This window comes from Curtobacterium pomorum (assembly GCF_044497295.1).
Classification (GTDB): Bacteria; Actinomycetota; Actinomycetes; order Actinomycetales; family Microbacteriaceae; genus Curtobacterium.
The window spans coordinates 1-23,362 of sequence record NZ_CP172409.1 but is presented as its reverse complement, the minus strand read 5'-3'; the positions used below and the strand labels follow the sequence as shown (position 1 = coordinate 23,362).

Below are 23,362 nucleotides of genomic sequence, written 5' to 3'. Positions count from 1 at the left end.
GCATGACCGCTCGCACGCTGAGCGCCGCTGTGTCCCACGTGGGCCGCATCCGCGCGAACAACCAGGACTCCGGCTACGCCGGGGCGCACCTGTTCGCGGTCGCGGACGGCATGGGCGGGCACGCCGGCGGCGACGTCGCCTCGGCGATCGCGATCCGGCGCATCCGCGAGGTCGACCGCGAGTTCCCGTCGGCGCACGACGCCGAGTTCGCGTTGCAGTCGGCGTTGATCGCGGCGAACCAGCTCATCACCGAGACGGTGTTCGAGCACCAGGAACTCACCGGCATGGGCACCACGGTGTCCGCGATGATCCGGGTCGGCGAGCAGATCGCGATCGCGCACATCGGCGACTCGCGCATCTACCGGCACCGCGACGGCGAGCTGCAGCAGATCACGTCGGACCACACCTTCGTGCAGCGCCTGGTCGACAGCGGCCGGATCACCCCGGAAGAAGCAGCGGTCCACCCCCGCCGCTCGGTGCTCATGCGCGTGCTCGGTGACGTCGACGCCGCACCGGAGGTCGACACCGCGATCATGGACATCCAGCCGGGCGACCGCTGGCTGCTGTGCTCCGACGGCCTGTCGTCGTACCTGGCCGAGGAACGCATCCGCCACGCCCTGGCGTCGAACATGGACGCCAACCAGGTCACCCAGCGCCTCGTCAAGGAGACCCTCGACCACGGCGCCCCCGACAACGTCACCGTCGTCGTCATGGACGTCACCGCGGACGAGGTCGACGACGATGACGACGCGGCCACCACCGTCGGGTCCGCGGCTGCTCCCCTGACCTTCGAGGCGTCGACCGGCCGCAAGCCGATCCGCCTCCCCACGATCCTGCTGCACCCGCTCAAGGTGACCACCGCGCCCGAGGACTCGCACTTCGAGCCGGAGTCCGACCAGTTCTTCGCGGAGCTCATCGCCGAGGACCGCCGACGCCGCATCCGACGCCGGGTGTCGTGGACCGTCGCGCTCGTGGTCGCCGTCGCCGTGCTCGTCGGCGCGGTGTTCGTCGGCTGGCGGATCACGCAGGACCACTACTACGTCGGCACCGACCGGGGCACCGTCGCGATCTACAAGGGCGTCCAGCAGTCGATCGGCCCACTGGCGCTGTCGGACGTCTACGAGGACACCGACATCACCGTGTCGATGCTGCCGGACTACACCCGCGAGAACGTCCGCTCGACGATCAACGCGCAGTCGCTCGGTGACGCGCGCGACATCGTCGACCGACTCCGCAAGGCCGCCGAGACCGGGCAGGACCAAGCCGGCACCGGCGGCGACGGCGGGTCCACCTCCTCGCCCTCGCCGTCCCCGACCCGGTCGTCGACGCCCTCGCCGTCCCCGACACGGGGCTCGCGATGAGCAACGCCACCGCCCAGTCGTTCACCCAGGCGATCACGATCAAGCTCCGTGAACCCGCACGCGCTCGGAACCTCGAGCTCGTGCTCCTCGTCATCGCCTGCGGCATCTGCGCCGGCGCGATGGTCCTCGTGCAGCTCGGCACGAAGGGTCGGCTCTTCGACACCTCGGTGCTCTGGGTCGGCGGGGGCATCCTCGGCCTCGGGCTCGTGATGCACGTGGTGCTGCGGGTCGTCGCGAAGAACGCCGACCCGTTCATCCTGCCGATCGCGCTGGTGCTGAACGGCATCGGCATCGCCGAGATCTACCGCATCGACGTCCACAACGGCCTGTCCGGCTGGGACGCCATCGGCGTGAAGCAGATCGTCTGGACGATGCTCGCGATGGTCCTGGCGATCATCACGCTCGTCGCCGTCCGCAACCACCGGTTCCTGCAGCGGTACCGGTACATCTTCATGGCGCTGACGATCGTCCTGCTGCTCCTGCCGATGCTGCCCGGGATCGGCACGAACATCGGTGGCGCGCGGGTCTGGATCAAGATCGGCCCGTTCTCGTTCCAGCCCGGCGAGCTCGCGAAGATCACCATGGCGCTGTTCTTCGCCGGGTACCTCGTCACCGCACGCGACTCGCTGTCGATCGTCGGCAAGAAGTTCCTCGGCATGACGTTCCCGCGGGCCCGCGACCTCGGCCCGATCCTGGTGATGTGGGGCGCCGCGATGGCGGTCCTCGTCTTCCAGCGCGACCTCGGCACGGCGCTGCTGTACTTCGGCCTGTTCCTCGTGATGATCTACGTCGCGACCGCGCGCATCAGCTGGGTCATCATCGGCCTCGCACTGTTCGTCGGCGGTGCCCTGGTCGCGCAGAGCGCCCTCGAGTACGTGCACGGTCGGTTCGAGCAGTGGCTCGACCCCTTCAACCAAGAGGTCTTCAGCCGCGACACCCAGGCGAGCTACCAGCTCGTGCAGGGCCTGTTCGGCTTCGCGAACGGCGGGATCACGGGCACCGGTCTCGGGCAGGGTCGCCCGTACATCACGCCGGTGGCCAACGCCGACTACATCGTCGCCTCGCTCGGCGAGGAGCTCGGGCTGATCGGTGTCTTCGCGATCCTCGCGCTCTTCATCGTCCTGGCGTCGCGGGGCCTGCGCGTGGCGTTCATGGCCCAGGACGACTTCGGCAAGCTGCTCGGTGTGGGCTTCGGCTTCATCATCGCGCTGCAGGTCTTCGTCGTCGTCGGCGGCATCACCCGGATCATCCCGGTGACGGGCCTGACCACGCCCTTCATGGCAGCGGGTGGTTCCTCGCTCATCGCCAACTGGATCATCGCCGCGATGCTGCTGCGACTCACCGATTCCATCCCAGCCGAACAACGCGTCCAGCAGGGTGCGATCCCCGCCGCGAGCGGGCGGTCTGCGCGCGCGACCAGGAAGGAGCGTCGTCGATGAACCGACAGCTCCGCGGTGTCTCGACCGTCATCGTGCTCATGTTCGTCGCACTCTTCGTGTCGACGACCTCGATCCAGTTCTTCTCGGCGGACACGCTCCGCGCCGACTCCCGCAACTCACGAACCATCTTGGACAGTTACTCGACCAAGCGCGGTGCGATCCTCGTCGACGGCAGCCCGATCGCCGAGTCGACCCCCGTGGACGACCAGTACGAGTACCAGCGCAAGTACACGAACGGCGACCTGTACTCGGCCGTCACCGGGTACTTCACCATCGGTCAGGGCAACACCGGCATCGAGAGCGCGGAGAACACCGTGCTGTCCGGCAACTCGGACGCCTCCTTCTTCCAGAACCTCAACTCGATCCTCACCGGCCAGGACGTCCAGGGCGACAACGTCAACCTGACGATCGACCCCGCCGTGCAGCAGGCCGCGTACGACGCCCTCGGCTCGAACAGCGGCGCCGTGGTCGCGATCCAGCCGAAGACCGGCAAGATCCTCGCCATGGTGTCGAAGCCGAGCTACGACCCGAACACGCTCACCTCGCACGACACCGCGAAGGTCAAGGAGCAGTACGACGCCCTGCTCGGCGCCTCGTCGTCCCCGCTGCAGAACCGTGCGATCGGCGGCGACCTCTACACGCCCGGATCCGTCTTCAAGCTCGTCGTGGCATCAGCGGCGCTCGAGGGCGGGAAGTACAACCTCGACTCGACGTTCCCGAACCCCTCGCGCCTGCAGCTCCCCGGTACGAGCTCGTACATCAACAACGCCGAGGGCGGCACGTGCGGCGGCGGCGACAAGGTCAAGCTCCGCACGGCCATCCAGTACTCGTGCAACATCCCGTTCGCCGAGCTCGGGCAGAAGCTCGGGTACGACGCGATCAAGAGCATGGCCGACAAGTACGGCTTCGGTGACGCCATCGAGGTCCCGATGTCCGCGACCGCCAGCCAGTACCCCGAGGTCGACTCCACGGCGCAGCTCATGCTGAGCGCGTTCGGCCAGGCGAGCGTCCGGGTGTCCCCGCTGCAGATGGCCATGGTGTCGGCCGGCATCGCGAACGGCGGCAAGGTCATGCAGCCCTCGCTGGTCGACTCGATCACCACGAGCGACCTGAAGACGGTCGAGTCCTTCTCCCCGAGGCAGTACAGTGATCCGCTGTCCTCCTCCGAGTCCGCTGACCTCACCGAGGCCATGCAGAGCGTCGTGAACGCCGGGACCGGAACGAATGCCAAGATCGACGGTGTCGACGTCGCAGGGAAGACGGGCACGGCCGAGGGCGGAACAGGCGATCCCTACACCCTCTGGTTCACCGGGTTCGCGCCCGCGAAGGACCCGGAGGTCGCCGTGGCGGTCGTCGTCGGAGACGGCGGCGGGCTCGGTCAGTCGGGAGTCGGCAACACAGTCGCGGCCCCGGTCGCGAAGAAAGTCATGGAGGCGGTGCTGAACAAATGAGACCCACCAGCGGACTCACCTTCGGTGGGCGGTACCAGCTCTCGTCCCGGGTCGCCATCGGCGGCATGGGAGAGGTGTGGCAGGCCACCGACCTCGTCATCGGCCGAACCGTCGCACTCAAGATCCTCAAGGACGAGTACCTCGGCGACCCCGGGTTCCTCGAGCGCTTCCGCGCCGAGGCCCGCCACGCTGCGCTCGTCAACCACGAGGGCATCGCCAACGTCTTCGACTACGGCGAAGAGGACGGCAGCGCCTACCTCGTGATGGAGCTCGTCCCCGGCGAAGCGCTCTCGACCATGATCGAGCGCGAGCACACGCTGCCGGTCGACAAGGTCCTGGACATCGTCGCGCAGACCGCGAACGCCCTGCAGGCCGCCCACGCGGTCGGTCTCGTGCACCGCGACATCAAGCCCGGCAACCTGCTCATCACGCCGGACGGCCGCGTCAAGATCACCGACTTCGGCATCGCACGCATCGCCGACCAGGTCCCGCTCACCGCGACCGGCCAGGTCATGGGCACCGTGCAGTACCTCTCGCCGGAACAGGCGAGCGGACACCCGGCGTCGCCGTCGACCGACATCTACTCGCTCGGCATCGTCGCGTACGAGTGCCTGGCGGGCCGCCGTCCCTTCACGGGCGAGTCGCAGGTCGCCATCGCGATGGCGCACATCAACGAGCAGCCGCCGGCGCTGCCCGGGGACATCCCCGAGCCCGTCGCGGCGCTCGTGATCTCGTGCATCGCGAAGAAGCCCGCCGATCGTCCCGCGACCGCCGCCAACCTGGCGCGTGCTGCACAGGCGCTCCGTCGTGGTGACGTCGCGGCGGCCACCGTGGCCGTCCCCGCCATCGCGCAGGGCGGCACCGTGGCGTTCAACCCGCCGCAGGGGCAGGGCAACGACGCTGCCACGGCACTGCTCGGCACCCAGTCCGGTGCGGCCGCCGGCGGTGCCGGTGGACCCGTCGGACCGCGCTCCCCGGCGACGGAAGACCCCGAGGAACCGAAGAAGAAGCGCGCCTGGATCTGGTGGGTCGTCGGCATCGTCGTCGTGCTCGCGATCGCCGGCGTCGTCGGAGCCTTCGCCCTGAACGGTGCGGCCGAGCCGGACCCGACCCCGTCGAAGTCCGCGACGAGGACCCCGCGTCCGTCGACGACGCCGTCCGAGACGCCGTCCGAGACGCCGGTCGACACCCGGATCACGGTCAACGCCTCGGATTACAACGGCCAGGACGCCCAAGACGTCGCTAATCAACTTCGGGCTCAAGGATTCACCGTCAACGTCACGGACGGCGACAACGCACCTTCAGAGGATCTCGTTGGGACCGTTCAATCCCTCACACCAGAGGGAAGTCTCGAGCCTGGGACGACGATCTCCATCAAGGCGTACAAAGCCATCCCGACACCAGATGCACCCGATGCTGCGACGCCCGGAGCGGTGTCCGAATCAGGGCGTGTGACCTTTACCTGGCCCACCTACGAGAAGTGCCCCACTGGATACACCAGCAAGACGACGTACGCGTACACGGTGACGAACGGGACGGTCGTTTCGAACGGCAGCAGCGAAGGTTCGACAACCGGCACGGCCGTGACGATCGCCGCCGCCACACCCGGCGCACCGACCACTTTCACGTACACGGTTGCGTGCGCGTCCGTCGGCGGTGGATCAGCGGTGTCGAATTCTTCGGAGGCTGCGCAGGTCACCTGGACCGAGCCCACCGAGGAGCCCACGACGGACCCGAACGACGGCATCGACCCCACCGACGCCCCGATGGACGGCAACTGAACGACCCCCGGACGGGGACTGTCGACACCGTTCGGTAACGGTTCGGTCGACCCCTCCCGGACCAGCGTCTCACCAGGTTGTGCTGCCGTACACTAGCCCGTACGGACAGACGGAGGAGTACGTGCCAGAAGGTGTGACCGCGGGGATCACCCTCCTCGCCAACCGTTACGAGATCGGTGACGTCATCGGTCGAGGCGGCATGGCAACCGTGCACCTCGGCAACGACACCCGTCTCGGTCGCAAGGTCGCGGTGAAGCTCCTGAAGCCGAGCCTGGCCAACGACCCGGCGTTCCGCACCCGGTTCCGGCAGGAGGCCCAGGCCGCCGCACGCATGGCGCACCCGACGGTCGTCCGCGTGTACGACGCGGGCGAGGAGACCGTGACCGAGACCTCGGGCGCCGAGGTGCAGGTCCCCTTCATCGTGATGGAGTACGTCGAGGGCCGCCCGCTCTCCGACATCATCGCCGAGGGCGCCGTCGCTCCGGCCGAGGCCGTCCGCATCACCGAGGGCATCCTCACCGCGCTCGAGTACTCCCACCGTGCCGGCGTCGTGCACCGGGACATCAAACCCGCCAACGTCATGGTCACGCACAGCGGCCAGGTCAAGGTCATGGACTTCGGCATCGCCCGCGCCATCACCGACACCTCGGCCACCGTCGCGCAGACCACGTCGATCCTCGGCACCGCGTCGTACTTCTCGCCGGAGCAGGCCCGCGGCGAGACCGTCGACGCCCGCACGGACATCTACTCCACCGGTGTCGTGCTGTTCGAGCTCCTCACCGGCCGTGCGCCCTTCCTCGGGGACACCCCGGTGGCGGTGGCCTACCAGCACGTCAGCGAGCAGCCCGTCGCACCGTCCTCGATCACGCCAGAGGTCTCGCCGGCGCTCGACGCCGTCACCCTGCACGCCCTGGTGAAGGACCGCACGCGCCGCTTCCAGAACGCAGCAGAGTTCCGCTCGGACCTGCAGCAGGCCGCTGCGGGCCGGGTGCCGGCGTCGACCAAGAAGATCCAGCAGAACGCGGCGAACGACGCCTCGACGGTGCTGTTCGGGGTCGATCCGCGCACCACGTCGAACCCGGCCGCGGCGTTCCGCGAGCTCGACGACGACACGGCTGAGCACCGCCCGCAGCGCACGCAGAACCGTCCGCCGGTGGCGTGGATCTGGGTCGGGATCCTGCTGACGGTCGCGGTCATCGTCGGTGTGGTGTTCTTCGTCGCGAACCTGCAGCCGGGCAAGCCGCCGGTGTCGTCGTCCGTGAGCGTCCCGAACGTCACCGGGTCGACCTTCAGTGCCGCGTCCACCGCCCTCGAGAAGAAGGACCTCACGGCCGTCAAGGTCGAGGAGAACTCCGACTCGGTCGACAAGGGCATGGTCATCCGCACCGACCCCGGTTCCGGCATCAACGTGGGCCGCAAGTCCAGTGTCAACGTCGTCGTGTCCCTCGGCCCGGAGCGGGTGCCGGTACCGGAACTGAACGGGCAGTCCCAGGCAGCGGCGCAGCAGGCGCTGGACGATGCCGGGTTCCGTGTCGGCGCGATCAGTTCCGACTACTCGTCCGACGTGCCGGAGGGCACCGTGATGAGTTCCGATCCCGAGTCCGGCTCGCTCCACACCAAGGGCATCGTGATCAACCTCACGGTCTCCAACGGCAAGGTCCAGCTGCCGAACGTCACGAACCAGCAGTTCTCCGAGGCCAAGGCGTCGCTTGAGCAGCTGGGCCTCACCGTGACGCCGTCGCCGTCGTACTCGTGCACGGGCGGCCTCGTCACGCAGCAGGACACCCCCCAGGGCGACATCGCCCAGGGCAGTGCCGTCACGCTGACGTACTGCGCCGCGAGCCAGCCGACCCGCGCCCCGTCGACCGACAACGGGGACGACAAGGGCGACAACGGCGGCGACAACGGCGACAACCGCGGGGACAACGGCGACGGTCGCTGACCGTTCCGATCACTGACGGCGTCACCGCGGCTCTCGAGCCGACCACACGCATGCGCGTGCAGCGTGACGGGCCGGTGACGGGCCTCCCGTCGGCACGCTGACGGCCAGGAGGCCCGGCGCATCTCCGCCACGCATCCGCAGCTCGTCAGGTCGTCGCGTCCACTGCTGCGGCCGCCACCGTCAGGACACGACGCCGTCGTGCCTGCGACGGGAGCTCAGGCGCGGTGCGTCGCGATGAGCGGGCCGAGGCCGTCGGCGCGCTCGGCGGCACCGGACAGACCGGTGGTCTCGAGCCAGTTGCCGACCATGCGGTAGCCGCCCTCGGTCAGGACAGACTCGGGGTGGAACTGCACGCCGTAGAGCGGGTGGTCTCGGTGCTGGACGCCCATGATGACGCCGCCGCCGGTCCGGGCCGTGACGGTGAGCTCGTCGGGGACCGTCCCGTCGACGATCGCGAGGGAGTGGTACCGCGTCGCCGTGAACGGGTGCGGGACCCCTGCGAAGAGCGCACTGTCGTCGTGGTCGACCTGCGACGTCTTGCCGTGCATGAGTTCGTCCGCGTGCGTGACCGTGGCCCCGAGGGCCTCCGCGATCGCCTGGTGGCCGAGGCAGACCCCGAGCAGTGGGGTTCCGGAGGCCATCGCTGCGTGCACCGTCGGGACCGAGACGCCGGCATCGGCCGGGGTGCCCGGGCCGGGCGACAGCAGGACGCCGTCGTACTCCGCGATGCGGTCTGCGATCTCCGACTCGGGGAAGGCGTCGTTGCGGACCACGTCCGTCTCGGCCCCGAGCTGTTGGACGTACCCGTTCAGCGTGTAGACGAAGCTGTCGTAGTTGTCGACGACGAGGATCCTGGTCATGGCGGTTCACCGTACTCGTGGGGGATGTGTGCAGCGGTCTGCGGGCCGATCCACACACGTGGTCACGGTAGGATACCGGCCATGGCCAGTGACAAGGACCGCACCAAGCCCGCCCGGAGGACCCGAGCCGACTCGGTCGACACCGCGGGGGACAGCCCCAATCCGGTGTGGTTCAAGCCGGTCATGTTCGGCTTCATGATCATCGGCCTGGTCTGGGTGATCGTCTTCTACATCTCGAACGCGACCCTGCCGGTCCCGAGCCTCGGCTCGTGGAACATCCTGATCGGCTTCGGCATCATGTTCATCGGCTTCCTCATGACCACCCGCTGGCGCTGACACCAGCCGCGAGACTTCCCGACGCCCGTCGCACCACCAGGTGCGGCGGGCGTCGTCGTTCTCCACAGGAGTTCCCGGCGTCAGCGCCCGGATCGTCGAGGATCCAGGTGGTTGTCCACACTTCTCCACACTCTCCACATCGTCATCCACACCCCGACCCCGGAGTTATCCACAGCTGAGTCCACAGTGGGGATAATCACACGCGTGTAACTCACCGGTTTCTCCACACCTGTGGATAACTCTGCAGGCCCCTTGTGGACGACGGCTGCGCCGTCCCGTCTGCAAAAGCGTCAGATGTCGCCGCAAGGTTGGCCGCAGACTGTCGCTTCCGCGGGAGAACGGCCACGCGACGGGCCGGGCGCACGGATGTCCGGGAACGACGAACGCCCCGCCGCGGAAGCGACGGGGCGTTCGGTCGGACGTGTGTCCGGGTCGGGTCAACCGATGGTGACCGCGTACCCGACTGCGGTGAGCGCGATGCCGACCACCGCGGTGGCCGCGAGCAGGCCGATCTGCAGCGGCCGCTTCCGGATGTTCCGGGTCTTGGCGAACACGAAGCCCACCAGGAACCCGCCGATGATCCCACCGACGTGGGCCTGCCACGAGATGTTGATCCCCGGGAGGAACCCGACGACCAGGTTGAGCCCCATGATCACGAGGAGCTGCACTGCGTTCTGCCCGAGGCTCCGCTGCAGCACGAAGAACGCCGCGAAGAGACCGAAGATCGCGCCGGACGCCCCCACGACGGTCGTACCAGGAGCGAGGAACGTCACGAGCATCGACCCGAAGATCCCGGTGATGAAGTACAACGCGACGAAGCGCCACGTACCGAGCATGTTCTCGAGCATCCGGCCGAAGATCCACAGCGCCCACATGTTGAACAGGATGTGGAAGATGCCCGAGTGCACGAACAGGGAGGTGACGACTCGCCACGGCTGCGTGGGCAAGAGGAACGAGTTGTAGGCCAGCAGGCTGCTGAAGAACCGGCCGCTCACCTGGTCGAGCAGCCAGATCGCGACGGTGATCGCCACGATGACGACCGTCGCCTTCTGGTCGAGCATCGCGAAGCGCCGTCGCGCGACCGTGAACCCGCTCGGGGCTCCGGACGCGCGACGGTTCGCTGCGAACTGTGCGCGCTGTTCCCGCACGCACTCCGGGCAGTGCACCCCGACTGCCGCCGGCGTCTGGCACTCCGGGCAGATCGTCCGCCCACAGCGCTGGCAGAGGACGAAGCTCTGCCGGTCCGGATGCCGGTAGCAGGTGTTGTTCGGGTTGTACGCCTGGTCGGTCACGTGAGAGTCAGACGCCTTCGACGTCGATGCTCTGGATGACCACGTCCTCGACGGGCTTGTCACGACCGTCGGTCGGGACACCCTCGATGGCGTCGACCACGGCACGGGACTCGTCGTCGGCGACCTCACCGAAGATGGTGTGCTTGCCCTGCAGCCACGGCGTCGCCACCGTGGTGATGAAGAACTGCGAGCCGTTGGTGCCGCGGCCGCCCTGGATGCCGGCGTTCGCCATTGCGAAGATGTAGGGGTTCTGGAACGTGAGCTCGGGGGAGATCTCGTCGTCGAAGCGGTACCCGGGGCCACCGATGCCCTGGCCGAGCGGGTCGCCGCCCTGGATCATGAAGTCCTTGATGATGCGGTGGAAGATGACGCCGTCGTAGAGCTTGTCGGTGGAGACCTTGCCCGTGCCCGGGTGGGTCCACTCCTGCTGGCCCGTTGCGAGGTCGACGAAGTTCTTGACGGTCTTCGGAGCGTGGTTGCCGAACAGGTTGACGCGGATGTCGCCCTTGTTGGTGTGGATCGTTGCGACAGCGGTGTACAGAGACATGTTCCGATTCTCGCATGTACCGGCTGCGTACGGACCGGACCCACAGGTGAGGCTCCGTGACCTGTCAGGGACTCTGGTGGCAGGATGGGGTCACGCCGATCCGATGGAGGTACCAGATGACGACGATCGAGATCCCGCGCAAGCGTCGGAAGCAGATCAAGAAGCTCAAGGGCCAGACCGCCTCGCTCCTCGGAGAGCAGCGCAAGGTCCTCGAGCACGCGAACGCGATCCTGGCGGAAGCCCGGTCGAACGCAGCCGACGCAGCCCGCAAGGACATCGCCCCTCGTGTGCAGAACGCGATCGACAACGGGATCCGTCCCGCGGTCGCGACCGGGGTACACGCTGCGACGTCCGCAGCACAGAGTGCTTCGCACAAGTTCCAGTCCGAGGTCATCCCCGGACTGGTGTCGACCGCTGGCTCCGTGCTGAGCGTCACCGACCTCGCGAAGGACCCCCGGGTCAAGAAGATCGTGAAGAACGCCCAGAAGAAGGGCAAGAAGGCCAAGAAGGCTGCTGTGAAGTACGTTCCGTCGCAGCAGAAGAAGGGCATCGGCTTCGGCGGTGTCGCACTCATCATCGTCGGCGTCGTCGCCGTTGCTGGTGCTGCGTACGCCGCGTACCAGACGCTCCGTGCCGACGACGACCTCTGGGTCGCCGACGACGCTGACACGGCGGAGAAGCCCGCCGCCTGACCTCCACGGTTCGTACGAAGGGCCCCGGCACTCCGCCGGGGCCCTTCGTCGTTCCTGGGCCCGGTGCTGCGAGGACACGCCCGTCCGTCGGCGCCGAGGTTCCACGACATGCCGGCCGTTGCCCGCCGAGGTTCCACAGGCGGCCTGAGGCGCGCTCGAGATGCCGAGATCTCGGAACCTCGACGCAGCGGCACACGCCCGACCCGAGCACGCACGAAGGCACGAGACCAGCACGGCGAGCGACCGGACGGAGGGAGGAACGACCGCAGCAGGGTCATCCCGGAGTGGAGTGGAGCCTGGGAGAATCGAACTCCCGACATCCTGCTTGCAAAGCAGGCGCTCTACCAACTGAGCTAAGGCCCCGGGTGCCACCGAGGTGCTCGGCGACGGGATGGAATTGTCGTGTGTTCCGGAGAACTGGTGGGGCTACAAGGACTTGAACCTTGGACCTCTTCGTTATCAGCGAAGCGCTCTAACCGCCTGAGCTATAGCCCCTCAGACCGGATGAAAGCCTACCGTACGGATCTCGCAGAACGAAATCGAGCGGTCGGCCAACCCGGCCCGGGTGTGTCAGTTGTTCGTGAAGCCGACGAGCAGGCCGCCGGTGATGCGAACACTGAGGTTGTAGAGGACACTCACGATGGCGCCGAGCACGGTGCCGACGACCACGTTGAGGATGCCCACGACGATGGAGAACCCGAGCACCTGACCCAGTGAGAACTGGTCCATGATCGAGTAACTGTTCTGCCCGGTGACGTCCTTCAACAGGGCGTCCACCTGCGTGAACACGCCCGTCTGGTTGAGGATGACCCACACCAGTGCCGTGGCGACCACGATCACGATGCTGCCGGCCAGGGCGATGAGGAAGCTGAGCTTCACCATCGACCAGAAGTCGACGTAGACCAGCCGCAACCGCACCTGGCGGGTGCCGACGGGTCGCTTCGCCTTCTTCTGGAGCTTCTCGGCGACACTACTCATTGCTTGACTGGTCCTCTCCGGCCTCGTCTTCGACGGGCGCGGTGTCGATGGGATCAGTGGAGTCCGGGGCCGCTTCGGCAGGGCTGACCGTCTCCACCGGGCCCGCGGGCTCGATCTCGGCGTCGTCCTGGTCGTCCAGGTTCCGCTCTGTGTTCCGGGCCACGGCGATGATCTTGTCGTTCTCCGCGAACCTCGCGAAGACGACACCCATCGTGTCACGGCCCTTGGCGGGCACCTCGGCCACGGCAGACCTTACCACCTTGCCCGATTGCAGCACGACGAGCACCTCGTCGTCCTCACCGACGATGAGAGCACCCACAAGGTCGCCCCGGTCCATCGCCAACTTGGCCACCTTGATCCCGAGTCCGCCACGACCCTGGATGCGGTACTGGTCGACGGAGGTGCGCTTGGCGTAGCCGCCCTCGGTCATCACCCAGACGAAGCCGTCGTCCGAGACCACCCGTGCTGCGAGCAGCGAGTCGCCCTCGCGGAAGGACATGCCCTTCACGCCGGAGGTCGATCGGCCCATCGGCCGCAGGGTGTCGTTCGTCGCCGTGAACCGGAGTGACATGCCCTGTCGTGAGACGAGCAGCAGGTCGTCGTGCTCGTCGACGAGCAGCGCCTGCCGGAGCTTGTCGCCGTCGCGCAGGTTGATCGCGATGATGCCGCCGGTGCGGTTCGTGTCGTACTCGGTGAGCGCGGTCTTCTTCACCAGGCCGTGCTCGGTCGCGAGCACGAGGTACTGGGCGACCTCGTAGTCACGGATGTCGAGCACCTGCTGGATCTGCTCGTCCGGCTGCATGGCGAGCAGGTTCGCGACGTGCTGGCCCTTGGCGTCGCGGCCCGCTTCCTGCAGCTCGTACGCCTTGGCGCGGTAGACCCGGCCCTGGTCGGTCAGGAACAGCAACCAGTGGTGCGTCGTCGTGACGAAGAAGTGCTCGACGATGTCGTCGGCGCGGAGCTGGGCGCCCCGCACACCACGGCCACCGCGGTGCTGCGAGCGGTACTGGTCGCTGCGCGTGCGCTTGACGTACCCGCCGCGGGTGATGGTGACGACCATCTCCTCTTCGGGGATGAGGTCTTCCATCGACATGTCGCCGTCGTAGCCGAGCATGATCTCGGTGCGGCGGTCGTCGCCGAAGCGGTCGACGATCTCCTCGAGCTCGTCGCGGATGATCGTGCGCTGCCGGGTCTCCGACGCCAGGATGTCCTGGAAGTCGGCGATCTTGCGCTCGAGTTCTTCGGCCTCGTCGTGGATCTTCTGGCGCTCGAGGGCGGCCAGGCGACGGAGCTGGAGTTCGAGGATCGCGCGCGCCTGGATCTCGTCGACGGACAGCAGGTCCATCAGGCCGGTGCGGGCCTCTTCGACGTCGGGCGACCGGCGGATGAGCGCGATGACCTCGTCGAGGGCGTCGAGTGCTGCGAGGTAGCCACGCAGGATGTGCGCACGCTTCTCGGCTTCACGGAGGCGGAACTGGGTGCGGCGGACGATGACGTCGACCTGGTGCGCGACCCACGCCGAGATGAACCCGTCGAGCGGCAGGGTGCGGGGCACCCCGTCGACGATCGCGAGCATGTTCGCGCCGAAGTTCTCCTGCAGCTGCGTGTGCTTGTACAGGTTGTTCAGCACGACCTTGGCCACGGCGTCGCGCTTGAGCACGATGACGAGGCGCTGACCGGTACGACCCGAGGTCTCGTCGCGGATGTCCGCGACGCCGGCGAGCTTGCCGTCCTTGACGAGGTCGGCGATCTTGATCGCGAGGTTGTCCGGGTTGACCTGGTACGGCAGCTCGGTGACCACGAGGCAGGTGCGGCCCTGGATCTCCTCGACGTTGACGACGGCGCGCATCGTGATCGAACCGCGGCCGGTGCGGTAGGCGTCCTGGATGCCCTTGGTGCCGAGCACCTGGGCACCGGTCGGGAAGTCCGGCCCCTTGATCCGCTGCATGAGCGCGGCGAGGAGTTCCTCACGCGTGGCCTCGGGGTTGTCGAGCGCCCACTTCGCGCCCTCGGCGACCTCGCGCAGGTTGTGCGGGGGGATGTTCGTCGCCATGCCGACCGCGATGCCGACGGAGCCGTTGACCAGCAGGTTCGGGAACCGAGCCGGCAGGATCGCGGGCTCCTGTGTCCGACCGTCGTAGTTGTCCTGGAAGTCGACGGTGTCCTCGTCGATGTCCCGGACCATCTCCATGGCGAGCGGTGCCATCTTGGTCTCGGTGTACCGCGGAGCAGCGGCGCCGTCGTTGCCCGGTGAGCCGAAGTTGCCCTGGCCGAGCGCGAGCGGGTACCGCAGCGACCACGGCTGCACCAGGCGGACGAGCGCGTCGTAGATCGCCGAGTCGCCGTGCGGGTGGAACTGGCCCATGACGTCACCGACGACGCGGGAGCACTTCGAGAACGCACGGTCCGGGCGGTATCCGCCGTCGAACATCGCGTAGATCACGCGGCGGTGCACCGGCTTCAGACCGTCGCGGACCTCGGGCAGTGCACGTCCGACGATGACGGACATGGCGTAGTCGAGGTAGGAACGCTGCATCTCGAGCTGCAGGTCGACCTGTGAGATGCGGTCACCGGAGACGACGATGTCCCCGCTGTCGCCGTGGACGATCTCGGGCTGCTCGTCGGGGGCGTTCTCGTTGTCGTCAGCCATTGGCTTGCGTTACCTTTCTGACGGCCGGGAGGCCGTGGTGACGTTCGTCGCGGTGGACGCGACCACAGGTGGTCCGGACCAGAGCACGCGGCTGGCACCGCGCCTCCAGGCCGGGTCGAGATGTCGAGACTGTTCAGATGTCCAAGAACCGGACGTCCTTGGCGTTCTGCTGGATGAACTGGCGACGTGCGTCGACGTCTTCACCCATCAGCGTCGAGAACGTGCTGTCCACCGCGGCGGCGTCCTCGAGCGTGACCTGCAGGAGCGTGCGGGTGTCCGGGTTCATCGTGGTGTCCCAGAGTTCCTTGTAGTCCATCTCGCCGAGGCCCTTGTAGCGCTGGATGCCGTTGTCCTTCGGGATCCGCTTGCCGGCGGCGATGCCCGACTGCATCAGGGCGTCGCGCTCCCGGTCGCTGAACACGTACTCGTGCGCCGCGTTCGACCACTTCAGGCGGTACAGCGGCGGCTGCGCGAGGTACACGTAGCCGCGCTCGATGAGCGGACGCATGTAGCGGAACAGCAGCGTGAGCAGCAGCGTGGTGATGTGCTGGCCGTCGACGTCGGCATCGGCCATCAGCACGATCTTGTGGTACCGGGCCTTGTCCGGGTCGAAGTCCTCACCGATGCCGGCGCCGAACGCCGTGATCATCGACTGGATCTCCTGGTTCGCGAGCGCACGGTCGAGCCGCGCCTTCTCGACGTTCAGGATCTTGCCGCGCAGGGGCAGGATCGCCTGGGTCATCGGGTTGCGGCCCTGCACGGCGGAACCGCCGGCGGAGTCACCCTCGACCATGAAGATCTCCGACAGGGTCGGGTCCTTCGACTGGCAGTCCTTCAGCTTGCCGGGCATGCCGCCCGACTCGAGCAGGCCCTTGCGACGCGTGGTCTCGCGGGCCTTGCGGGCCGCGAGCCGTGCCTGGGAGGCCTGGATCGCCTTGCGGACGACGTCGCGGGCCTGCGTCGGGTTGCTCTCGAACCAGTGCGTGAGTTCGGTGCCGACGACGCGCTGGACGAACGACTTCGCCTCGGTGTTGCCGAGCTTCGTCTTCGTCTGGCCCTCGAACTGCGGCTCGCCGAGCTTCACGGAGATGACGGCCGTCAGTCCTTCACGGATGTCGTCACCCGTGAGGTTGTCGTCCTTCTCCTTGATGATCTTCGTCTCGCGCGCGTAGCGGTTGACGAGCGTCGTGAGCGCAGCACGGAAGCCTTCTTCGTGCGTGCCGCCCTCGTGCGTGTTGATCGTGTTCGCGAAGGTGTGGACGCTCTCCTGGTACGAGGTGTTCCACTGCATCGCGACCTCGAGCGCGATCTTGCGCTCGGTGTCCTCGGACTCGAAGCCGATGACGTCCGGGTGGACGAGGTCGGCCTTCTTCTGCGCGTTGATGTACTCGACGTAGTCGGCGAGACCGCGCTCGTACATGAAGGAGTCGTTGCGCGCCTCTTCCCCTTCTTCCGGGGTGCGCTCGTCGCGCAGGTTGATCCGCAGGCCCTTGTTGAGGAAGGCCATCTGCTGGAAGCGCGTGCGCAGGGTCTCGTAGTCGAAGACGACGGTCTCGAAGATCTCGGCGTTCGGCCAGAAGGTGATCGTGGTGCCGTGCTCGTCCGACGGCTCGTCCTTGGTCAGCGGTGCGACCGGGACGCCGTCGGTGTAGCTCTGGCGCCACACGTGGCCCTGCTGACGGACCTCGACGTCGAGCTCGGAGCTCAGCGCGTTCACGACGGACGAACCGACGCCGTGCAGACCACCGGAGACCGCGTACGCGCCGCCGCCGAACTTTCCGCCGGCGTGCAGGACGGTCAGGACGACCTGGACGGTCGAGACGCCCTCGGCCGCGTGGATGCCGACCGGGATGCCACGGCCGTTGTCGACCACGCGGACGCCGCCGTCTTCACGGATGGTGACGTCGATGGTGTCGCAGTACCCGGCGAGGGCCTCGTCGACGGAGTTGTCGACGATCTCCTGGACCAGGTGGTGCAGACCGCGGGGCCCCGTCGAACCGATGTACATACCGGGACGCTTGCGGACCGCCTCGAGCCCCTCGAGCACCTGAATCTGGTCTGCTCCGTAGGACGGTTCGCTCTGCGGGGTCTCCGCGTCGAGCGGGTTCTGCGGGTCGTCTTCAGATTCTGATGCCATGTCGAGCGTGCTCCTGCCTGCGCGCGGAACGCCCGCGCACTGCACCTCCCAGTCTACCGCAGAGGCCCCTCTTTCGAGGGCTCATCCGGCCCACAGACGGGCTTTTTTGGCACCGCAGGATGATTTCGTCGGCTCAACCGTAGGTGTCGCGAGGACCGCGCCCCTGGACCGTCCTGGGGCCGCGTTTCCAGGTGGGGACGTCCGGCCCCGAAACCCGGATCGACTCGACCCCGGCTTCCGGGTGCCGCTCGGCGATCGTCGTCGTGACGCTCGCACGCATGAGCCGGAGCTGCGTCGCCCAGGCCGTCGAGTCGCACCGGATGACCAGCGCACCGTCGTCGATGGTCACCGGGGTGGAGTGCTTCGCGAGTTCCTCGCCGACGACGCTGGGCCAGTCGACGAAGAGCTCCGAGCGGGCCAGGGGTTCGGTCCACCCGAGTTCGTTGGCCAGCGATCCGACGACGTCGCCGAGTCCCCGGGGCTCACGGCCACGGCCGTAGGGGACCGTGTCGGCGTCGAACTCGCGGGAGCGACGGCGGCGAGCGTCCACCCCGCGCTTCGACGGGTCGCCGAAGACGGCGCGGAGGTGGCGGTAGACGCGGGACGGTTCCGTCGGCTTCCAGGGGCGGGGCATCAGGAGTCGGCTTCCGGTGGCGGCGTCGGCGTCGTGTCGGTCGCGTCCGTCGCGTCCGTCGCGTCCGTCTCCGGACTGGAGGCGCGGCTCGCGTCCGCCCCGTCGGTCACGATCGTGCCCGCCTCGATCCGCACCGTGTGCGCCGCCAGCTGCGCGGGAACGTCGCCGAACACCGCCGCCGTGATGAGGACCTGCTCGTAGTCCGCCACCGCGTTGCCCAGCCGTTCGCGGCGGGATTCGTCGAGTTCGGCGAACACGTCGTCGAGGATGATGATCGGGTCACCGAGGTTCGACTCCGCCCGCAGGATCGACGCACTCGCCAGCTGGATCGCGAGCGCGAACGACCAGGATTCACCATGACTGGCGTATCCACGGGCAGGTAACCCGTTCAGCTGGAACAACACGTCGTCGCGATGCGGGCCGACGAGGGTGAGTCCGCGGTCGAGTTCGTCCCGGCGGCGTCGCTCGAGTGCCGCTGCGAACGCCTCGGCCGCCGCCGCGACCGTGACCGGCTCGTCCGGTGTCCCGAGCACGGGGTCCGTCGCCGCCGCGGCCTCCGGGTCACCGCCGCGGATGGAGAGCACCCCGGCGATGGAGGCGTCGTGGTGCTCACCGGCGACCGTCGCGTAGGCCTCGGCGACGAACGGTGCGAGCCGACGGGTCAGGTGGTCGCGCGCGGCGACGATCTCGGCACCGAGTCCGACGAGTCGGTCGTCCCAGACGTCCAGCGTCGACAGGGCGTTCGCCTTCGCGCCCGTCGCCCGGGCCGACTTGAGCAGGGTGTTCCGCTGACGGAGCGTTCGGTCGTAGTCGGCCAGCACGCCCTGCATCCGCGGCGCGATCTGGCCGAGCAGCTCGTCGAGCATGCGCCGTCGGCCAGCCGGCTCGCCGCGGACGAGTGCCAGGTCCTCGGGCGCGAAGAGCACGGAGGTGCAGTAGCGCGGGAGTTCACGGGGCTTGATCGCCGACCGGTTCACCTGCGCACGGTTCGCACCGGTGCGGTTGATCTGCACCTCGGCGAGGATGCTGCGGTCCTCGTGCGCGAGGCGTGCCCGGACGATCGCGGCGTCACAGCCCTGCCGCACGAGTGCGGCATCGGTCGGGACGCGGTGGGACCCGAGCGTGGACAGGTACCCGATCGCCTCGACCAGGTTGGTCTTGCCCTGCCCGTTCCGCCCGACGAACAGGTTCGGCCCGCGTGCGAGGTCGACGTCCGCCTCCCGGTAGTTCCGGAAGTCGGTGAGTTGGAGATGGTCGACGTGCACGCGGGCCGAGTCCGGGTTTCCCCGGGTGGTCCTAGGACTTCTTGACGGCGTGACCGCCGAACTGGTTGCGGAGCGCCGCGACGGCCTTCATCGTCGGGGACGCGCTGCCCTGACGCGAGACGAAGCGCGCGAAGATCGACGCCGACAGTGCCGGCATCGGCACGGCGAGCTCGATGCCCTCTTCCAGCGTCCAGCGACCCTCGCCCGAGTCCTCGACGTAGCCCTCGAGCTCGTCGAGCTTCGGGTCTTCGTTGAGCGCGAGGACCATGAGGTCGAGCAGCCAGGAACGGACGACCGTTCCGCGCTGCCACCCGGCGAACACCGCGGGGACGTCCGTGATCAGGTCCTTGGCCTCGAGGAGCTCGTAGCCCTCGCCGTACGCCTGCATGATCGCGTACTCGATGCCGTTGTGGACCATCTTGGCGTAGTGACCGGCGCCGATCGGGCCGGCGTGCGAGAAGCCCTCTTCGCGCGGGCCCTCGGGGCGCAGTGCGTCGAAGACCGGCATCGCGAACTCGACGTCCTTGACGTCACCGCCGACCATGAGGCCGTAGCCGTTGTCCTTGCCCCACACGCCGCCGGAGACACCGACGTCCATGTACCGGATGCCGCGCGCACCGAGCTGTTCGGCGTGCGTGGTGTCGTCGAGCCACTTCGAGTTGCCGCCGTCGATGACGAGGTCGCCCTCGTTCAGGACGCCGGCGAGTTCGGTGATGACGTCGTCGGTGATCTTGCCGTGCGGCACCATCACCCAGACGAGTCGCTGACCCTCGGGCAGGGCGCCCGCCAGGTCTGCGAGGCTCGCGACGTCGGAGACGGCGGGGTTGGCGTCGTAACCGGTGACCTCGATCCCTGCGTTGCGGAGACGGGCACGCATGTTGTTGCCCATGCGACCAAGGCCGACAAGACCGATGTGCATGATTTCCTCTTCTGTTTCGTCGTCGCGCTGAGGCCGAAGGTGGTGGGTCAGCGCAGTGTTCCTGTTGCGCCTATCGCAGCAGCAGGTTGGGCTGCAGCAGGTACCGGTATCCATCGGTCGCGGCAGCCTCTTGCGAAGTCTGGCCGGTGATCAGCACCGGGCCCGGCTTGTTGGGGTTCTCCGTCTTGGTGAAGGAGATGCGGACGAACTCGGAGTGCACCGCGTTCAGTCCGTCCAGGAGGAAGGCGGGCTTCAGCGAGACCACCGTTTCCTCTCCGGTCAGCAACGCACTGATCGACTCTGACGCCTGCGCTTGTTCGGATCCGATCGCCTCGAGCGTGAGCCCGTCGACCGTGAAGGAGAACCGGAGCGCTGCTTCGCGCTCCAGGACGAGTGAGACCCGTCGGACGGCTTCGACCAGCTCGGCGGTGTTGATGACCGCGTGGTCGTTGACGTTCTCGGGGAAGAGCCGGCGGACCGGCGGGTAGTTGCCCTTGATGAGCAGGGACGTGACGGTCTTGTCGTCGGCGTGGAACGCGATGAGCTCGCGGTCCGAGTTGCCGCTGATCGACACCGAGACGGTGGACGCCGACCCGAAGGTCCGGCCGACCTCCTGCAGGGTGCGGGCCGGGACGAGGGCGTGCAGCGGGTCGGATCCGACGCGGCCGGAGTCCCACGCGATGGTGCGGACGGCGACGCGATACCGGTCCGTGGCGATGAGCGACAGGTCGTTGTCGCCGACCTCGAGCTGGACACCGGTGATGACGGGGGTGACGTCGTCGCGGCTCGCGGCGACGGCGACCTGCGACACGGCCTCGGAGAAGGCATCGCCGGGGATGACACCGGTCTGCGGACCGATCTCGGGCAGCGTCGGGTACTCCTCGACCGGCATGGACAGCAGTGTGAAGTGTGCTGATCCGCAGGAGACCGAGATCTTCGAGTCCTCGGTCGTGAAGGTGACCGGGGCGTTCGGCAGTCGGCTCGCGATGTCGTTCAGCAGGCGACCGCTGACCAGGACCGTGCCCGGGTCGTCGATCTGCGCCGAGATCGACGTCTGCGCCGAGACCTCGTAGTCGAACGACGAGAGCGTCAGACGATCGCCGTCGGCGTGGATCAGGACGCCCGACAGGATCGGGAGGGTCGTGCGCTGTGGGAGGAGTTTCACCGCGAAGGAGACGGCTTCGGAGAAGACGTCCCGGTTGACCTCGAACTTCACAGCTGGAACCCCTGTCGATCGGCTTGGACTGTCCGGCCGCCCCATTCTGGCACAGGCGGACGTGGGCCGGATTTCTTGTCATCCCGCCGTCCACAAGGTTGTCCCGCGGAGATGGATCGTTAACCAGGAGTAATGGTGTTAACGCCTGTGCACACTGTGGATAACCCTGTGCATGCCGCTCGGCCGTAGGGAACTACACGGTTGTGACTTGTGGGCGGTCTGTGGGAGGCGTCGGGATGAATTAATCTCATCTATCCACTTCCATCCCCAGTTTCCACAGGAGACCCCTTCGCTGTGAACAACCGGGCGGCGTGTCCTCCACAGTTATCCACAGGCTATCCACACTGTGAGAACTCCGGCCCATGGAACCGTCTCAGATGGTGGATGCGCCCGGAGACGTACCGATCTCAGCGGTAGCGGCGGTCCTGCTTGATGCGGCTCGTGAGTTCGGTGACCTGGTTGTAGATCGACCGGCGCTCCTTCATGAGCTCCGTGATCTTCTTGTTCGCGTACATGACCGTGGTGTGGTCGCGGTTGCCGAACAGCTGCCCGATCTTCGGCAGGGACAGGCTCGTGAGCTCGCGGCACAGGTACATCGCGATCTGCCGAGCGGTGGCGATCGCCTGGGACCGGGACGAGCCGTACAGGTCGTCGACGGAGAGCTTGAAGTACTCCGCGGTGTGGTTGATGATGTCCGTCGGCGCGACGACGTTGTCCTCGTCGAGGGTGATCAGGTCCTTGAGGACGGTCTGCACCAGGGCCATGTCGACGGCCGTCCGGTTCAGGCTCGCGAACGCCGTGACGCGGATGAGCGTCCCCTCGAGCTCGCGGATGTTGCTCGACACCTTCGACGCCATGAACTCGAGGATGTCGTCGGGCACCTGCAGGTGGTCCGACTGCGCCTTCTTGCGGAGGATCGCGATGCGCGTCTCGAGCTCGGGCGCCTGCACGTCGGTGATCAGGCCCCACTCGAAGCGGGAGCGCATGCGGTCCTCGAACCCGGTCAGGTGCTTCGGTGCCACGTCGGACGTGATGACGACCTGCTTGTTGTGGTCGTGCAGCGTGTTGAACGTGTGGAAGAAGGCCTCCTGCGTGGAGTCCTTCCCCTGCAGGAACTGGATGTCGTCGATGAGCAGGATGTCGATGTCGCGGTAGCGCTGCTGGAACTGGTTCGAGCGGTTGTTCGCGATCGAGTTGATGAAGTCGTTGGTGAACTCCTCGCTCGACACGTACCGGACACGGATCCCCGGGTAGAGGCTCTCGGCGTAGTGCCCGATGGCGTGGAGCAGGTGGGTCTTGCCCAGCCCGGAGTCGCCGTAGATGAAGAGGGGGTTGTAGGCCTTCGCCGGTGCCTCGGCGACCGCGACCGCTGCGGCGTGCGCGAAGCGGTTCGACGAGCCGATGACGAAGTTGTCGAAGTTGTACTTCGGGTTGAGCCGCGACTCGGGCCGTCCGCTCGTGCCCGGGGAGTCGATCTGGCTCGGGACGAAGGGTGCCTCGATGTACTGGCGGGGTGCGGCGCTCTGCTCCACCGCTTCCTGCACGGGCTCGGCGTACTCCGGCACGTTCGGGTCGACGCGCGGCTCGGACGCCATGTCCGGGTTCACGGTGATGGCGAAGTTCGCGACCGTGTCGTCCCCGATGCGTGCGACGGCCTCGGTGATCGGGATGCGGATCCGCTGCTCGAGCATGCCGCGGGTCAGGTCGTTGGGGACCTCGAGGTACAGGGTGCCGGCGAGGACGCCCTTCGGTTCGACCAGGTTGAGGAACCCGTGGAGCTGCGGCGTGATGCGGGGGTCCTCGGCGAGGATTCCGAGTACGGATGACCAGAGGTCCTCGACGGGGTCGGCCGGCATCGTCAT

General features: G+C 67.6%; 18 protein-coding genes and 2 tRNA genes. 7 read left to right on the top strand and 13 right to left on the bottom strand.

From position 1 onward, the window contains the following. The first annotated feature begins 2 nt into the window (after positions 1-2). The 5 genes from ACGH48_RS00100 to pknB all read left to right on the top strand — a co-directional run bounded on the left by ACGH48_RS00100 (position 3) and on the right by pknB (position 7,974). Positions 3-1,361, top strand: a complete 1,359-nt coding sequence (locus ACGH48_RS00100) for a Stp1/IreP family PP2C-type Ser/Thr phosphatase (protein WP_123311262.1) — start codon at positions 3-5, stop codon at positions 1,359-1,361. After that, positions 1,358-2,800 (top strand): FtsW/RodA/SpoVE family cell cycle protein, encoded by a 1,443-nt coding sequence (locus tag ACGH48_RS00095; RefSeq protein ID WP_396289726.1) that lies wholly within the window; start codon positions 1,358-1,360, stop codon positions 2,798-2,800. Before ACGH48_RS00100 ends, ACGH48_RS00095 begins: the two co-directional genes overlap by 4 nt. Then, a complete protein-coding gene (locus ACGH48_RS00090) occupies positions 2,797-4,251 on the top strand; it encodes a penicillin-binding protein 2 (RefSeq protein ID WP_123311266.1) in 1,455 nt (484 codons plus the stop codon). The genes ACGH48_RS00095 and ACGH48_RS00090 overlap by 4 nt, the downstream gene beginning before the upstream one ends. Continuing rightward, positions 4,248-6,032, top strand: a complete 1,785-nt coding sequence (locus ACGH48_RS00085) for a protein kinase (protein WP_396289725.1) — start codon at positions 4,248-4,250, stop codon at positions 6,030-6,032. Before ACGH48_RS00090 ends, ACGH48_RS00085 begins: the two co-directional genes overlap by 4 nt. 121 nt (positions 6,033-6,153) lie before the next feature. Beyond that, positions 6,154-7,974, top strand: a complete 1,821-nt coding sequence (gene pknB, locus ACGH48_RS00080) for a Stk1 family PASTA domain-containing Ser/Thr kinase (RefSeq protein ID WP_396289724.1) — start codon at positions 6,154-6,156, stop codon at positions 7,972-7,974. Between the two features lie 215 nt (positions 7,975-8,189). Here pknB and ACGH48_RS00075 read toward each other — a convergent pair whose 3' ends face one another. Next, positions 8,190-8,834: an anthranilate synthase component II gene (locus ACGH48_RS00075; RefSeq protein ID WP_396289722.1), complete on the bottom strand. Its 645-nt coding sequence runs from the start codon at positions 8,832-8,834 to the stop codon at positions 8,190-8,192. An 81-nt stretch (positions 8,835-8,915) separates the two neighbouring features. Here ACGH48_RS00075 and ACGH48_RS00070 point away from each other — a divergent pair, with 81 nt between their 5' ends. Beyond that, entirely contained in the window at positions 8,916-9,170 is a 255-nt protein-coding gene (locus ACGH48_RS00070) for a cell division protein CrgA (protein WP_123311274.1), read from the top strand. A 437-nt stretch (positions 9,171-9,607) separates the two neighbouring features. Here ACGH48_RS00070 and ACGH48_RS00065 read toward each other — a convergent pair whose 3' ends face one another. Next, entirely contained in the window at positions 9,608-10,462 is an 855-nt protein-coding gene (locus ACGH48_RS00065; protein WP_396289721.1) for a rhomboid family intramembrane serine protease, read from the bottom strand. Between the two features lie 7 nt (positions 10,463-10,469). Further along, positions 10,470-11,009: a peptidylprolyl isomerase gene (locus tag ACGH48_RS00060; protein WP_396289719.1), complete on the bottom strand. Its 540-nt coding sequence runs from the start codon at positions 11,007-11,009 to the stop codon at positions 10,470-10,472. Positions 11,010-11,125: 116 nt separating this feature from the next. On the opposite strand from ACGH48_RS00060, the gene ACGH48_RS00055 reads away from it, so the two are divergent. Beyond that, positions 11,126-11,701 (top strand): hypothetical protein, encoded by a 576-nt coding sequence (locus ACGH48_RS00055; RefSeq protein WP_123311278.1) that lies wholly within the window; start codon positions 11,126-11,128, stop codon positions 11,699-11,701. Positions 11,702-11,991: 290 nt separating this feature from the next. Here the strand turns inward: ACGH48_RS00055 and ACGH48_RS00050 are convergent. The 10 genes from ACGH48_RS00050 to dnaA all read right to left on the bottom strand — a co-directional run bounded on the left by ACGH48_RS00050 (position 11,992) and on the right by dnaA (position 23,362). Next, positions 11,992-12,064 (bottom strand) — tRNA-Ala (locus ACGH48_RS00050). Positions 12,065-12,119: 55 nt separating this feature from the next. Next, positions 12,120-12,196: transfer RNA gene (locus ACGH48_RS00045), tRNA-Ile, on the bottom strand. A gap of 75 nt (positions 12,197-12,271) precedes the next feature. Next, complete coding sequence (locus ACGH48_RS00040) at positions 12,272-12,679, bottom strand: DUF3566 domain-containing protein (RefSeq protein ID WP_027466922.1); 408 nt, start codon at positions 12,677-12,679, stop codon at positions 12,272-12,274. Next, positions 12,672-15,329 (bottom strand): DNA gyrase subunit A, encoded by a 2,658-nt coding sequence (gene gyrA / locus ACGH48_RS00035; protein ID WP_123311280.1) that lies wholly within the window; start codon positions 15,327-15,329, stop codon positions 12,672-12,674. The genes ACGH48_RS00040 and gyrA overlap by 8 nt, the downstream gene beginning before the upstream one ends. Before the next feature lie 133 nt (positions 15,330-15,462). Then, complete coding sequence (gyrB, locus tag ACGH48_RS00030; protein ID WP_222658973.1) at positions 15,463-17,466, bottom strand: DNA topoisomerase (ATP-hydrolyzing) subunit B; 2,004 nt, start codon at positions 17,464-17,466, stop codon at positions 15,463-15,465. 133 nt (positions 17,467-17,599) lie between these two features. Further along, the gene (locus tag ACGH48_RS00025; RefSeq protein ID WP_123311284.1) at positions 17,600-18,100 is read right to left on the bottom strand and encodes a DUF721 domain-containing protein; all 501 of its coding nucleotides are present in this window, start codon (positions 18,098-18,100) and stop codon (positions 17,600-17,602) included. After that, on the bottom strand, positions 18,100-19,365 hold the full coding sequence (gene recF / locus ACGH48_RS00020; protein ID WP_396289717.1) for a DNA replication/repair protein RecF: 1,266 nt from the start codon (positions 19,363-19,365) through the stop codon (positions 18,100-18,102). Before recF ends, ACGH48_RS00025 begins: the two co-directional genes overlap by 1 nt. Positions 19,366-19,396: 31 nt before the next feature. After that, positions 19,397-20,284, bottom strand: a complete 888-nt coding sequence (gene gnd / locus ACGH48_RS00015) for a phosphogluconate dehydrogenase (NAD(+)-dependent, decarboxylating) (RefSeq protein ID WP_111083684.1) — start codon at positions 20,282-20,284, stop codon at positions 19,397-19,399. A 70-nt stretch (positions 20,285-20,354) separates the two neighbouring features. Next, positions 20,355-21,500, bottom strand: a complete 1,146-nt coding sequence (dnaN, locus tag ACGH48_RS00010) for a DNA polymerase III subunit beta (RefSeq protein ID WP_111083683.1) — start codon at positions 21,498-21,500, stop codon at positions 20,355-20,357. A 407-nt stretch (positions 21,501-21,907) separates the two neighbouring features. Further along, entirely contained in the window at positions 21,908-23,362 is a 1,455-nt protein-coding gene (dnaA, locus tag ACGH48_RS00005; protein WP_123311288.1) for a chromosomal replication initiator protein DnaA, read from the bottom strand.